Annotated in this window: 13 protein-coding genes; 5 read left to right on the top strand and 8 right to left on the bottom strand. The window is 68.8% G+C overall.

The features are described from left to right. Positions 1 to 2 precede the first annotated feature (2 nt). A complete protein-coding gene (gene cseB / locus OG622_RS21285; RefSeq protein WP_371578146.1) occupies positions 3 to 710 on the top strand; it encodes a two-component system response regulator CseB in 708 nt (235 codons plus the stop codon). A 15-nt stretch (positions 711 to 725) separates the two neighbouring features. Beyond that, positions 726 to 2,114: a two-component system sensor histidine kinase CseC gene (cseC, locus tag OG622_RS21290; protein ID WP_371578148.1), complete on the top strand. Its 1,389-nt coding sequence runs from the start codon at positions 726 to 728 to the stop codon at positions 2,112 to 2,114. Between the two features lie 180 nt (positions 2,115 to 2,294). On the opposite strand, the gene OG622_RS21295 is transcribed toward cseC, so the two are convergent. Next, complete coding sequence (locus OG622_RS21295) at positions 2,295 to 3,899, bottom strand: MDR family MFS transporter (protein WP_371578150.1); 1,605 nt, start codon at positions 3,897 to 3,899, stop codon at positions 2,295 to 2,297. Between the two features lie 167 nt (positions 3,900 to 4,066). On the opposite strand from OG622_RS21295, the gene OG622_RS21300 reads away from it, so the two are divergent. Next, positions 4,067 to 4,699, top strand: a complete 633-nt coding sequence (locus OG622_RS21300; protein ID WP_371578152.1) for a TetR/AcrR family transcriptional regulator — start codon at positions 4,067 to 4,069, stop codon at positions 4,697 to 4,699. A gap of 69 nt (positions 4,700 to 4,768) precedes the next feature. Next, positions 4,769 to 4,975, top strand: coding sequence for a hypothetical protein (locus OG622_RS21305; RefSeq protein ID WP_371578153.1), 207 nt, complete (start codon positions 4,769 to 4,771; stop codon positions 4,973 to 4,975). 24 nt (positions 4,976 to 4,999) lie between these two features. Here OG622_RS21305 and OG622_RS21310 read toward each other — a convergent pair whose 3' ends face one another. Further along, positions 5,000 to 5,614, bottom strand: coding sequence for a M23 family metallopeptidase (locus tag OG622_RS21310; RefSeq protein WP_371578155.1), 615 nt, complete (start codon positions 5,612 to 5,614; stop codon positions 5,000 to 5,002). Between the two features lie 1,112 nt (positions 5,615 to 6,726). After that, positions 6,727 to 9,252 (bottom strand): ATP-dependent Clp protease ATP-binding subunit, encoded by a 2,526-nt coding sequence (locus OG622_RS21315; protein ID WP_371578156.1) that lies wholly within the window; start codon positions 9,250 to 9,252, stop codon positions 6,727 to 6,729. 465 nt (positions 9,253 to 9,717) lie between these two features. Here OG622_RS21315 and OG622_RS21320 point away from each other — a divergent pair, with 465 nt between their 5' ends. Next, positions 9,718 to 10,374 (top strand): SCO3374 family protein, encoded by a 657-nt coding sequence (locus OG622_RS21320; RefSeq protein ID WP_371578158.1) that lies wholly within the window; start codon positions 9,718 to 9,720, stop codon positions 10,372 to 10,374. On the opposite strand, the gene OG622_RS21325 is transcribed toward OG622_RS21320, so the two are convergent. The 5 genes from OG622_RS21325 to OG622_RS21345 form a co-directional block, all read right to left on the bottom strand. Further along, entirely contained in the window at positions 10,353 to 10,688 is a 336-nt protein-coding gene (locus OG622_RS21325; protein ID WP_037702418.1) for an Lsr2 family protein, read from the bottom strand. The two genes, OG622_RS21320 and OG622_RS21325, sit on opposite strands and share 22 nt — an antisense overlap. A 301-nt stretch (positions 10,689 to 10,989) precedes the next feature. Continuing rightward, positions 10,990 to 11,529 (bottom strand): amino-acid N-acetyltransferase, encoded by a 540-nt coding sequence (locus OG622_RS21330; RefSeq protein WP_371578159.1) that lies wholly within the window; start codon positions 11,527 to 11,529, stop codon positions 10,990 to 10,992. A gap of 9 nt (positions 11,530 to 11,538) precedes the next feature. Beyond that, a complete protein-coding gene (locus OG622_RS21335) occupies positions 11,539 to 12,012 on the bottom strand; it encodes a BlaI/MecI/CopY family transcriptional regulator (RefSeq protein ID WP_371578161.1) in 474 nt (157 codons plus the stop codon). 124 nt (positions 12,013 to 12,136) lie between these two features. Further along, entirely contained in the window at positions 12,137 to 12,325 is a 189-nt protein-coding gene (locus OG622_RS21340) for a hypothetical protein (protein WP_371578163.1), read from the bottom strand. A 19-nt stretch (positions 12,326 to 12,344) separates the two neighbouring features. Beyond that, positions 12,345 to 13,049: a hypothetical protein gene (locus OG622_RS21345; RefSeq protein ID WP_371578165.1), complete on the bottom strand. Its 705-nt coding sequence runs from the start codon at positions 13,047 to 13,049 to the stop codon at positions 12,345 to 12,347. Between the last annotated feature and the right edge of the window lie 211 nt (positions 13,050 to 13,260).

Genomic DNA, 13,260 nt, shown 5'->3' on the forward strand with positions numbered 1-13,260 from the left:
GGATGGCAGAGCAGACCCATGTCCTGTTCGTCGAGGACGACGACGTGATCCGTGAGGCCACCCAGCTCGCACTGGAGCGGGACGGCTTCGCGGTCACGGCCATGCCCGACGGGCTGTCGGGGCTGGAGGCGTTCCGCGCGGACCGGCCCGACATCGCGCTCCTCGACGTCATGGTCCCGGGCCTTGACGGGGTCTCCCTGTGCCGCCGTATCCGTGACGAGTCGACCGTCCCCGTGATCATGCTCTCCGCGCGCGCCGACTCCATCGACGTGGTGCTGGGCCTGGAGGCGGGAGCGGACGACTACGTGACCAAGCCGTTCGACGGTGCCGTCCTCGTCGCCCGGATCCGCGCGGTGCTGCGCCGCTTCGGGCACGCGAGCGGCGGTGATTCCAGGGCCGAGGAGGCCGGGGCCGCGGGCGCCGGCGGGGTGCTCACCTTCGGCGAACTGGTGATCGACACCGAGGGCATGGAGGTACAGAAGTCCGGGGTGCCGGTGGCGCTGACGCCGACCGAGATGCGGCTGCTCCTCGAGTTCTCGTCCGCCCCCGGCACGGTCCTCTCCCGCGACAAGCTGCTCGAACGCGTGTGGGACTACGGCTGGGGCGGCGACACCCGGGTCGTCGACGTCCACGTCCAGCGGCTCCGCACGAAGATCGGCCAGGACCACATCGAGACGGTCCGCGGCTTCGGCTACAAACTCAAGGCCTGAGCGGGGCGGGGCGACATGAACATGAGGGGGATACGAGGAGGGCGGAAGCCGGCGCCGCCGGGCGCCGCCGACCGCCGGTCCGGCGCGGGGCCGGCCTCGGGTATCCGTACCGGCCTGCGGTGGCAGTTGAGCGCCGCGATCGCGCTGGTCGGCGCGCTGGTGGCGGTCGCGCTGAGTCTGGTGGTGCACAACGCGGCACGGGTGTCGATGCTCGACAACTCGCGCGACCTCGCCGACGAGCGCATCCAGGTCGCCCAGCGCATGTACGAGTCGGGCCGCCCGCTGAAATCCGGTGCCTTCGGGGTGAAGCTCGACGACCCCGACATCCCGAAGGACCTGCTGGCCAGGGTCGGGGAGGGCCGCCGGGCCACCTACGTCTCGGAGGGCGAGAACGGGGTGCCCGACATCTGGGCGGCGGTCCCCCTGAAGGACAAGCGTGTCCTCTCCCTGCACACCGACTTCACCGACCACAGCTCCGCGGTGATGCGTGACCTCGACCAGGCTCTGCTCATCGGCTCGATCGCGGTCGTGTTCGGCGGCTCGGCCCTCGGTGTGCTCATCGGCGGCCAGATGTCCCGCCGGCTGCGCAAGGCGGCGGCCGCCGCGCACCAGGTGGCCAGGGGCGAGACCGACGTACGGGTGCAGGACGCGATCGGCGGTGTCGTACGCGACGAGACCGCGGAGCTCGCGCGGGCCGTGGACGCCATGGCCGACACGCTGCGGCAGCGCATCGAGGCGGAGCGCCGGGTGACGGCGGACATCGCCCACGAGCTGCGTACGCCGGTGACCGGTCTGCTCACGGCCGCGGAACTGCTGCCGCCGGGCCGCCCCTCCGAGCTGGTCCGTGACCGGGCCCAGGCGATGCGCACGCTCGTCGAGGACGTCCTGGAGGTGGCCCGCCTCGACGGGGCCTCCGAGCGGGCCGAGCTGCAGGACATCATGCTGGGCGAGTTCGTGGCCCGGCGGGTGGCGGCGAAGGACGCGGGGGCGCGCGTACAGATCGTGCACGAGTCGGCGGTCACGACGGACCCCCGCCGCCTCGAACGCGTTCTGCTGAACCTGCTGGCCAACGCGGCGAAGCACGGCAAGCCGCCGATCGAGGTCTCCGTCGAGGGCCGCGTGATCCGGGTCCGCGACCACGGGCCCGGCTTCCCCGAGGACCTGCTCGCCGACGGCCCCCGCCGCTTCCGCACCGGCGCCTCCGACCGTGCCGGCCAGGGTCACGGCCTCGGCCTCACCATCGCCGCGGGGCAGGCGCGCGTCCTGGGCGCCCGCCTCACGTTCCGCAACGTGCGCCCGCCCGGATCGCCGGACGGCGTCCCGGCCGAGGGCGCGGTCGCGGTGCTGTGGCTCCCCGAGCACGCCCCGACGAACACGGGCAGCTATCCGATGCTGCCGATGTGACCTGGGGAGGAGTCGTGGGTCATCTGCGGGTGAGTGGGGGCTGGTCGCGCAGTTCCCCGCGCCCCTGAAAAGCAGGGGCTACGCCCCGTGCAACCAGCCCTCACCGAACCCGCACCCGCCAACGCACCGAACCCCCCGAGCTCTCCAGCGCGCTCAGGGGGTCAAAGGCACACGGCGCAATCAGACCGCCGCCGTCTCCCGAGCCCCGGCCTCACCGGCGGAGCCCCCCGCCGCAGAAGGTCCCCCGGCCCCCCGCAACGGCACCTCCTTCACGAACACCGCGGCCACCAGCGCCACCACGGAGACGACCGACCCCAGCAGGAACGCCGAGTGCGTGCCCGACGCGACCGCGTGCTGGTACGCCTCCCGCGCGGCCACCGGCAGCTTCGCCAGGCTCGCCGCGTCCAGCTGCGCCGACTGCTCGGTCACCTTGGACCCCAGCGCACCGGCCCGCTCGGTCATCACGTCCTGCACGCGGCTGTTGAAGAGCGCGCCCATGATGGCGACTCCGAAGGACGACCCGAGCGTCCGGGCCAGCGTGGTGGTCGAGGAGGCGACCCCCATGTCCTTCATCTCGACGCTGTTCTGCGCGACCAGCATGGTGATCTGCATCAGACACCCCATACCGGCACCCAGCACGGCCATGTACACCCCGGACGTCACCCGGCTCGTACCGGTGTCCATCTGCGCCAGCAGGAACAGTCCCACCATCATCAGGACGCTCCCGACGACCGGGAAGACCTTGTAACGGCCGCTGCCCGTGGTGACCCGCCCGGCCACCATCGACACCGCGAGCATCGCCCCCAGCATCGGCAGCAGCAACAGCCCGGAGTTGGTCGCGGACGCGCCCTGCACGGACTGCTGGAACAGCGGCAGGAACAGCACCGCGCCGAACATCACGAACCCGGTGAAGAACCCGATCACGGACATCAGCGTGAAGTTCCGGCTGCGGAAGATATGCAGCGGTATCACCGGCTCCGCCACCCGCTTCTGTACGAACAGGAACCCGACCAGCGAGGCCACCCCGAGCGCGATCAGCTCCATGATGACGGCCGACCCCCAGGCATATTCGGTCCCGCCCCACGTCGTGACCAGCACGATCGCCGTGATGCCGACGGTCAGCAGCGCCGCGCCCAGATAGTCGATGTCCCGCGCCGACCGCCCGTCCCGCGACGGCTTCGGCAGGTGCAGTACGACACTGATGGCGACCAGCGCCACGACCCCGAGCGGCAGGTTGATGTAGAAGGACCAGCGCCAGCCCCAGTGGTCGGTGATGGACCCGCCGACCAGCGGTCCGGCGATCATGGCGAGAGCCATGACACCGGCCATCATCCCCTGGTACTTGCCCCGCTCCCGCGGCGGTATCAGGTCGCCGATGATCGCCATGACGCCGACCATCAGCCCGCCGGCGCCGAGTCCCTGCACCGCGCGGAACGCGATCAGCTGGCCCATGTCCTGGGCCATCCCGCTCAGCGCCGACCCGATCAGGAAGATCACGATCGAGGTCATGAAGACGCGCTTGCGGCCGTAGAGGTCGCCGAGCTTGCCCCAGATCGGAGTGGAGGCGGCGGTCGCGAGCGTGTAGGCGGTCACGACCCAGGAGAGGTGTTCCAGACCCCCCAGCTCGCCCACGATCGTCGGCATCGCGGTGCCGATGATCATGTTGTCGAGCATCGCCAGCAGCATGGCGATCATGAGCGCGAGCAGCACCACCCGCACACTGCGCGGCTGCGGCCCGTCCGTCTCGGCCCCACCGCTCACTTCGTTCTTCGTCTCCGCATCCATTGCGGTCCTCCACTCCCCCCGGAGTCCGTTCACTTACTTGCCGACCGGCTAGTTGTGTCTACACTTAGGGAAGCTAGGTCCCTAACTAGCCGGGCGTCAAGTAAGCAAGACGGGCTTGGCCGAGGCTTGACCGACCCAGACCTTCCGCGACGGCGAGGAGTACGAGGATGAGCGGCACGGCAGAGGACGCGACGGACGCGACGACGAAGCGGCAGCGTCGCGGCAACACCCGTCAGCGCATCCAGGACGTCGCCCTCGAACTCTTCGCCGAACAGGGATACGAGAAGACCTCGCTGCGGGAGATCGCCGAACGCCTCGATGTGACGAAGGCGGCGCTCTACTACCACTTCAAGACCAAGGAAGACATCCTCGTCGGCCTCTCCCAGGATCTGCAGCGCCCGATCGACGAACTGATCGAATGGGCCGGCACCCAGCCACGCACCCTCGACACCAAGCGGGAGATCCTGCGCCGCTACAGCGTGGCTCTGGCCGACGTGGCTCCCCTGTTCCGCTTCATGCAGGAGAACCAGGCGGCGGTACGCGAACTGAGCGTCGGCGAGTCGTTCAAGGACCGCATGATCCGCCTGATCGACACCATCAAGGAACCCGACGCCGCCCTGACCGACCAGGTCCGCTGCACGAGCGCCCTGTTCACCATGCACGCCGGCATGTTCGCCCTCCGGGACGTCGAAGGCGACCCCGAGGAGAAGCGCCAGGCGGTCCTGGAGGTCGCGATCGATCTGGTGACACAGGCACACGCCGGCGCCCAGAGTCCTGGAAAGCCTCCGAAAAGCTCTTGAAAGCCCGTATGTCCGGGTAACCCTCAGAGCTTTCGGGAACCTCCCGGGCACTCGCGCGAGGAGGCCCCCGTGGACGCAGACGCATACGCCCGCATGACCGAGGAAGAACGCGCCGAGTTCGTCCGCCGACGCCATGTCCTCGCCCTCGCCGTCACGGCGGCGGTGACGGTGACGGTGACGGTGACGGTGGTGATGTTCCTGCTCATGCTCGTCGCCATCGACCACTACAGCGACACCCCGATGTGCGGCACGGGCCAGGACTACGGCCCGTGCTGACACCGCACGACCTCACCCGAAGGCTCAGATGGTGATGCCCTTGGTGCGCAGGAACGCGACCGGGTCGATGGCGGAGCCATAGTTGGCGGACGTACGGATCTCGAAGTGCAGGTGCGGCCCGCTGGAGTTACCGGTGTTGCCGGAGAAAGCTATGCGCTGGCCGGTCTTGACGACCTGCCCGACCTTCACGTCGACCTTCGAGAGGTGGGCGTACTGCGAGAACGTGCCGTTGCCGTGCTTGACGACGACGGCGTTGCCGTACGCGGGACCGTCACCGGCGCCGTTGCCGCCGGCCTTCACGACGGTGCCGCCGTGCGCGGCGAGGACCGCCGTACCGCTCTTGACGGCGAAGTCCTGCCCGCTGTGCTTGGCGGACCACATGTTGCCGGCCTGCGCGAACCGCGCGCTCAGCTTGTAGGTCTTGACCGGGCTGACCCAGGAGGCGGACTTCTTGGCGGCGGCGGCCTGGACGGTGCCGGCGCTCGCGGCCTGGACGGCCCCCGAGGCCTGAGCCCCACCGGCGGCGGCCGCGACCCCGGCCCCCAGCACACCCGAGACCCCCACCCCGACGGCCATCAGGGCGGCCCGGACACGGAGCTGGGACGTACGGGTGCGGGGAGTGCGAACACGCTGCGACATGGAGTACCTCACGGGGGACGGAGACAAGGACTGTGCCCTCGACGGACACGAATCCCACCCGGCGCACCTCAGCGACCGCCAAATGGGATAACCCTTGGTACCTCCCGATCGTGAATCACCTCAAATGTGTGACCTACGACGAAACCTCGTACTCCACCTGAAATACACTTCTCCTTGACATCAACCACCAAATGCTCCCCCACCTGCACACCACCCCACGAATCCCACACCATCGGGCTCAATTGTCCGTTTTGCCCGCAGGTCGTCAGCCACTATTCCCCCTAGTACCGGACAAATGACCTGTGCGGCACGTCACCGGTCCCCGGAAGAGAAGAACCCCGAATGTGACGCCCACTACGAGGTCCGCGTCACTCGGAACACGGGTGGAAATGATCCCCTCCCGGCCGCCATGACCTCAGGGGCGAAAAGTGGAAGCGTCAGCGATAGGCGGTCCCCGTGCACGAGGAACAGTCCGTGGAAACTCGGCCGCGAGGCCCTCGCGCTGCAGGTCGTCGGCGACCTCGGTGCCACCGAAATCGGCGCGGCGCTCCAGCGGTACGGGCTGTGGAATCTCGTGATGCGCGGCAGAAGCACTCGGCCCGGGTTTCCCCCACCACGCGGATTCCCTCGACGAAGTCCTTCCCCGGGTCCTGCCGCTGGACTATCTGCGATTCACCAAGGGTGCGTCGCGGTTCACGGGTCCACGCGGCCTCACCCGTATGCACTCGGTGAAGCGGCTCAGCCTCACCGAGCTCCCGGAAAGGCTCGCCCCCGAGGACTTCACGGAGATCTCCCGGATGCCCGCACTCACCGAATTGCGCGTCGGCTGGGGCACGACCGGTGGGGAAACCGCGCCGGTACTGCCGGGCATCACAAGTTTCCGGGTAAACAACTTCTCCGGCACCGAACACGTCCTCGGACTCCTCACGGTGCCGCCCGTCATCGAGAAGACCGACGCGTTCTCCGAACCGGAACGACAGCCGGAGAAGCGCAACCGCGACGGGAAGAACCGGAACCATGGCCGGAAGAACCGCCGGAAATACAAAAAGGCTGCCCCGGGACCGAAGTCCCGGGGCAGCCCCTTCCGCTCTCGCTCAGGCCGAGCGCAGCGGTTACGCGTCCTTGCTCAGGTTCGGCCCAGCACCGCCGGCCGCCTGCTCGATCGGCGGGACGTCCGGCAGCGCCGACTTCTCCTCACCCCGGAAGGTGAAGGTGGCCGCGTCGCCCTCGCCCTCGGTGTCCACGACCACGATGTGGCCGGGGCGCAGCTCGCCGAAGAGGATCTTCTCGGAGAGGGTGTCCTCGACCTCGCGCTGGATGGTCCGGCGCAGCGGCCGGGCGCCCAGCACGGGGTCGTAACCCTTCTTGGACAGCAGCTCCTTGGCGGACTGGGAGAGCTCGAGGCCCATGTCCCGGTCCTTGAGGCGCTCGTCGACCTTGCCGATCATCAGGTCGACGATCCGCAGGATGTCCGCCTGCGTGAGCTGCGGGAAGACGACGACGTCGTCGACACGGTTGAGGAACTCGGGCCGGAAGTGCTGCTTGAGCTCGTCCGAGACCTTGTTCTTCATGCGCTCGTAGTTGGACTTCTTGTCACCGGAGGCCGCGAAGCCCAGGTTGAAGCCCTTGGAGATGTCCCGCGTGCCGAGGTTGGTCGTCATGATGATGACCGTGTTCTTGAAGTCCACGACCCGGCCCTGGGAGTCGGTCAGGCGACCGTCCTCCAGGATCTGCAGCAGCGAGTTGAAGATGTCCGGGTGGGCCTTCTCGACCTCGTCGAAGAGGACGACGGAGAACGGCTTGCGGCGGACCTTCTCGGTCAGCTGACCGCCCTCTTCGTAGCCCACGTATCCGGGCGGGGAACCGAAGAGACGCGAGACCGTGTGCTTCTCGCTGAACTCCGACATGTCGAGGGAGATCAGCGCGTCCTCGTCACCGAAGAGGAACTCGGCGAGCGCCTTGGACAGCTCGGTCTTACCGACGCCGGACGGGCCGGCGAAGATGAACGAACCACCGGGACGCTTCGGGTCCTTCAGACCGGCACGCGTACGACGGATCGCCTTCGACAGCGCCTTGACGGCGTCGATCTGGCCGATGACCCGCTTGTGGAGCTCGTCCTCCATGCGCAGCAGACGCGAGGACTCCTCCTCGGTCAGCTTGAAGACCGGGATGCCGGTGGCGGTCGCGAGGACCTCGGCGATCAGCTCGCCGTCGACCTCGGCGACGACGTCCATGTCGCCGGCCTTCCACTCCTTCTCCCGCTTGGCCTTGGCGGCCAGGAGCTGCTTCTCCTTGTCGCGGAGGGAGGCGGCCTTCTCGAAGTCCTGCGAGTCGATCGCGGACTCCTTGTCCCGGCGGACACCGGCGATCTTCTCGTCGAACTCGCGGAGGTCCGGCGGCGCGGTCATCCGGCGGATACGCATCCGGGAACCGGCCTCGTCGATCAGGTCGATCGCCTTGTCCGGCAGGAAGCGGTCCGAGATGTACCGGTCGGCGAGCGTCGCCGCCTGCACCAGGGCCTCGTCCGTGATGGACACGCGGTGGTGCGCCTCGTAGCGGTCCCGCAGGCCCTTGAGGATCTCGATGGTGTGCGGCAGCGACGGCTCCGCGACCTGGATGGGCTGGAAGCGGCGCTCGAGAGCGGCGTCCTTCTCCAGGTGCTTGCGGTACTCGTCGAGCGTCGTGGCACCGATGGTCTGCAGCTCACCGCGGGCCAGCATCGGCTTCAGGATCGAAGCGGCGTCGATGGCGCCCTCGGCGGCACCCGCACCGACCAGCGTGTGCAGCTCGTCGATGAACAGGATGATGTCGCCGCGGGTACGGATCTCCTTGAGGACCTTCTTGAGGCGCTCCTCGAAGTCACCGCGGTAGCGGGAGCCGGCGACCAGCGCGCCGAGGTCGAGGGTGTAGAGGTGCTTGTCCTTGAGGGTCTCGGGCACCTCGCCCTTGACGATGGCCTGGGCGAGGCCCTCGACGACGGCGGTCTTGCCGACGCCGGGCTCACCGATCAGGACCGGGTTGTTCTTCGTACGGCGGGACAGGACCTGCATGACCCGCTCGATCTCCTTCTCGCGCCCGATGACCGGGTCGAGCTTGGACTCACGAGCGGCCTGGGTGAGGTTCCGGCCGAACTGGTCGAGGACCAGGGACGTCGAGGGGGTGCCCTCGGCGGGGCCGCCGGCGGTGGCGGTCTCCTTGCCCTGGTAACCGGAGAGCAGCTGGATGACCTGCTGCCGCACCCGGTTGAGATCTGCGCCCAGCTTGACCAGGACCTGGGCGGCGACGCCCTCGCCCTCACGGATCAGGCCGAGCAGGATGTGCTCCGTGCCGATGTAGTTGTGGCCCAGCTGAAGGGCCTCGCGGAGCGAGAGCTCCAGGACCTTCTTGGCACGGGGGGTGAAGGGGATGTGCCCGGACGGGGCCTGCTGCCCCTGCCCGATGATCTCCTCCACCTGCTGACGGACCGCCTCGAGCGAAATCCCGAGGCTCTCCAGGGCCTTAGCGGCGACACCCTCACCCTCGTGGATCAGGCCCAGGAGGATGTGCTCGGTGCCGATGTAGTTGTGGTTGAGCATCCGGGCTTCTTCCTGAGCCAGGACGACAACCCGCCGCGCGCGGTCGGTGAACCTCTCGAACATCGTTAATCGCTCCTCAGAGCGGTCAGGCAGTTAGGGGACGCTCCCCTCTCTGTCCTTCCGCAGCTTAGTCCCGCAAGCGGGGACCGCTCATTCCAACTGCCGACACCGTCCGCGGTTCACCTCCGCTCTCGCGGAGACAGAAGCTACTGCCTCCTACCGCCCGAACGCCGACATCTGCTCCAACCCGATGGTGCGAGACGATGTTCCCGCAGGCCAGGTAGTTACCCTCACCATCAGTACGCCGATGGCGAACGTGAGACGGCCTTTCCTGCGTGTCGCCCCCTCCCACTAGGGATGTCTTACCCGCAGGCACTGACACTCCATGCCGGATGCACCGGTTCCCTCCGCTAAGGGCGAACATCCTTGCGTCGCCGCGCCCCACGGAACGCCCCCTTTCCGGACACTCTTCGCATACGCTCGGATACTCAGCGTAACTCCGGGGTCCTTCGCACGGTTTCTCCTGACATGGCCATCGTCCCCCTTCCCCGCCGACCGCTCGACCCGAGCGACGAATCGGCCGTCGCCCCGCGCGATGTTCCGGGCGACATCGTGTGCGACGCGGTGCGGCAGTGGTACGAGAACGATCTCGGCTGGGCGACCGCGCCCGGGGCGCCCGTACACCTCATTACGGGCCTGCGCTTCGATGTACTCGACGTACCGGCGGAAGCGGGGGTCGCGGCGCTCAGGCATCTGGGCCCGGTGCCCGGTCCGGGTTCGCCGGTGGCGCTGCGCGGCGGGCGGATGCTGCTGCTGGTCGCGGCGGGCTGCGCGGAGGAGCTGCCGGGTCTGCTGGAGTGGCTGGACTGGGGCGGCCTCGACCTGGACCTCACTGCCGTCGGAACGGGCGGTCACATGGTGGCGCCGACGCCCCCGGGCGGGGCCGGAAGGCTCGTGGGCGGGCACGGGGAGGCCGGTTCGCAGGGGGCCGCCGACTGGCTGCGGCCCCCTGAGCCGGGGTGCGAGGTGGAACCCTCGCTGCCGACCATGTCGGCGTTGGGGGGCGGTGGGGCCGCCCCCGACCTCGTGCGAGTGGTGGACACGGTGGCGACGCACTGCCACCGCGTCCGGCTGCGGCGCGTGAGCACCGGGCCGTCGAAATCTCAGCCGTTGGCCTTCTCGTAGGCCTCGCGGATGGAGGCGGGGACGCGGCCGCGGTCGTTGACCTCGTAGCCGTTCTCCTTCGCCCAGGCGCGGATGGCCGCGGTGTCCTGGCTGCCGCCGGTGGCGGCACGGGCCTTGCCGCGCCCGCCCGAAGCACGGCCTCCGGTACGTCGGCCGCCCTTGACGTAGGCGTCGAGAAGGCCGCGAAGCTTGTCCGCGTTGGCGGTCGTGAGGTCGATCTCGTACGTCTTGCCGTCCAGCGCGAACGTCACCGTCTCGTCCGCCTCGCCGCCGTCGAGGTCATCGACAAGAAGGACCTGAACCTTCTGTGCCACCGGATTTCCTTTCATCGATAACTTCAGGGCCGAGGACCTGCGGCGTGCGCCGCTGTTTCACGTCCCCCTGTTATATGCAGTACTGCAGTACGTCGGAAAGCAAACCGCTTTTCCAGGAAAAACACAAACCCCTGGGAGAGACCGGGGAGAGGCTCCGGAGAGGGCGAGGAGCCGGAGAAGACCGGAAACATGCGCGTTTCGGACATAGGGCACCTGGTCAAGGCGACGCCCGACGGAATAGCGGTGGAGGTTCCCGATGAACCTCGGTGAACCCCGAGGTTCCTTGCGGACCCGTCGACGATCACAGATGCAGAAGCATCCGGCTGTTGCCCAAGGTGTTCGGTTTCACTCGTTCGAGACCGAGGAACTCCGCGACGCCCTCGTCATAGGAACGCAGCAGCTCCGCGTAGACATCGGTGTCGACCGGAGTCTCACCGATCTCCACGAAGCCGTGCTTCGCGAAGAACTCGACTTCGAAGGTCAGACAGAAAACCCGTCGAACACCCAGCCAGCGAGCGGTGTCGAGCAACTTTTCCAGCAACTGGTGACCGACACCGAGACCCTTGGCGTCCGGGTTCACCGCGAGAGTGCGGACTTCCGCGAGGTCTTCCCACATCACGTGCAGCGCACCGCAGCCCACGACCTCCGCGTCCGGGCCGACGCCCCGTTCCGCGACCCAGAACTCCTGGATGTCCTCGTAAAGCGTGACCGTCGCTTTGTCGAGCAGGATGCGGCGCTGGACGAACGAGTCGAGGAGGCGGCGCACGTGCGGGACATCGCTGGTCCGAGCCCGCCTGACGGTGATGGCATTGGGGGTGACTTCGGGACTCGTTGCTGGCATGAGCGGACGCTATCGCCCGGGGAGATCCGGGGATTCGCCGGGGGTCCCCTGTGTTTCGCCGGACGATTCGGCGGATTCGCCGGCCGTTTCAACAGGGGTTTCAACAGGGGTTTCGACGAGCGGGGCGGCGGGCGCGGCCGGTTCGGGTTTGGCGGGCTCGGGGCCCTCCACCATGCGTACGGCGTCGGTGAGCGCCTGCCGCTGCTCCTCGCTCATCATCCCGAAGAAGGCGACGAGAGCAGCCGCGGGGTTGTCGCTCTGCGACCAGGCTTCGTTCATCAGTGCGGCCGAGTAGGCGGCGCGAGTGGAGACCGCCTCATATCGATAGGCCCGGCCTTCCGCCTCCCGGCGCACCCAGCCCTTCTGATGGAGATTGTCCAGAACGGTCATCACCGTGGTGTACGCGATGGACCGTTCCTGCTGGAGGTCTTCCAGGACTTCCCGAACGGTCACCGGGCGGTTCCACTTCCACACCCGCGTCATGACCGTGTCTTCGAGTTCTCCCAATGGGCGAGGCACAGTTCCGTACGATATCCGGAGAAGTTGAACAAAAAGGGCGTACGACTCGAAAACCACACGAGTCGTACGCCGATGGAGGCGGGTCGCGTCAGGCGCCGGTGCCCCGGTCGGTGCCGGTGGACTGGCGGGCGCTCTCCGCGCGGGCGAGCGCCGCGTCGACGACCGCGTCCTCCTTGGCCTTGTTGGGGCCACCCTGGGTCTTCACGATCACCCTGATGACGGCGATGAACAGCACGGCCATCACGAAGGGGGGCAGCAGCGCGGAGACGTAGTCCATGGGTCCAGGGTAGCCAGGGCTAGACGGCGGCCAGCTGTTGGGGCGGGGCGGCCGGTTTGCGCTTGGGCGGGAAGACCTCGCCGGGGGTGGGGACGGGGCGGCGGGCCGGGCTCGGGGCGTCGGGCCGGGGGACGGGGCCCGGCTTCTCGGCGGGCTGGGCGGGACGGGACGGCCGGGCGGGCTTCGGTTCGGCGGGCTCTCCGACGGCACCGCGCGTGTGCGGGCCGTGTTCCGACAGGCCGCCGGGGAGAGCGGTCAGCCGGAGCCGGGAGCGGCCGGAACCGGAGCGGGAGGCCGGGACGACCACCACCGACGCGACCGCGCGCCCCGCGAAGCGGGCGCGCACGTCCTGTTCGGCGAGGGGTCGGCAGCGTTCCAGGAGGGCCGCCGCCGCGGGGGTGCCGCTCAGCGCGCGTAGCGCGGCGAGGTCGTCCGGGCGGGGGCGGTACCCGGCGTCCAGGGCCTCCGTGAGGAGCGCCGCGTAGCCCGTGACCGTGCCGGGGAGCGCGGCACGGTAGCGGGCGAGGTCGGCCAGCAGGAAGGCCCTCCGGCGGGCGTCCTCGCGGGTCGCCTCGTCGACGGACTCGGCGAGCCGGAGGCAGTCCTGCACCTCCTCCGCGGAGGCGGGGCTGGGGTTGAGGGCGAGGGCGAGGGCACGACGGAGCACACGCAGCTCTTCAGCGCCGAACGCCATGCCGCCGCGGGTTCCGTGGGGCGTGGGCATGGGGCGACGATACGCGCTAATCAGACAAAAGAGATGCGCGGACAGCGCGTGGCGCGACGGGAACACCCACGTGGGGGCCTTTTCCGCCGCGCGGCCCCGTCAAAGACTCGGGGCTCCGCCCCGGACCCCGTTCGCGCAGTTCCCCGCGCCCTTGAAAGGGCCGCGGGGAACTGCGCGAACAACCACGACGTACCCGCGGCAGGGGGCGAAG

This window comes from Streptomyces sp. NBC_01314, assembly GCF_041435215.1.
Classification (GTDB): Bacteria; Actinomycetota; Actinomycetes; order Streptomycetales; family Streptomycetaceae; genus Streptomyces.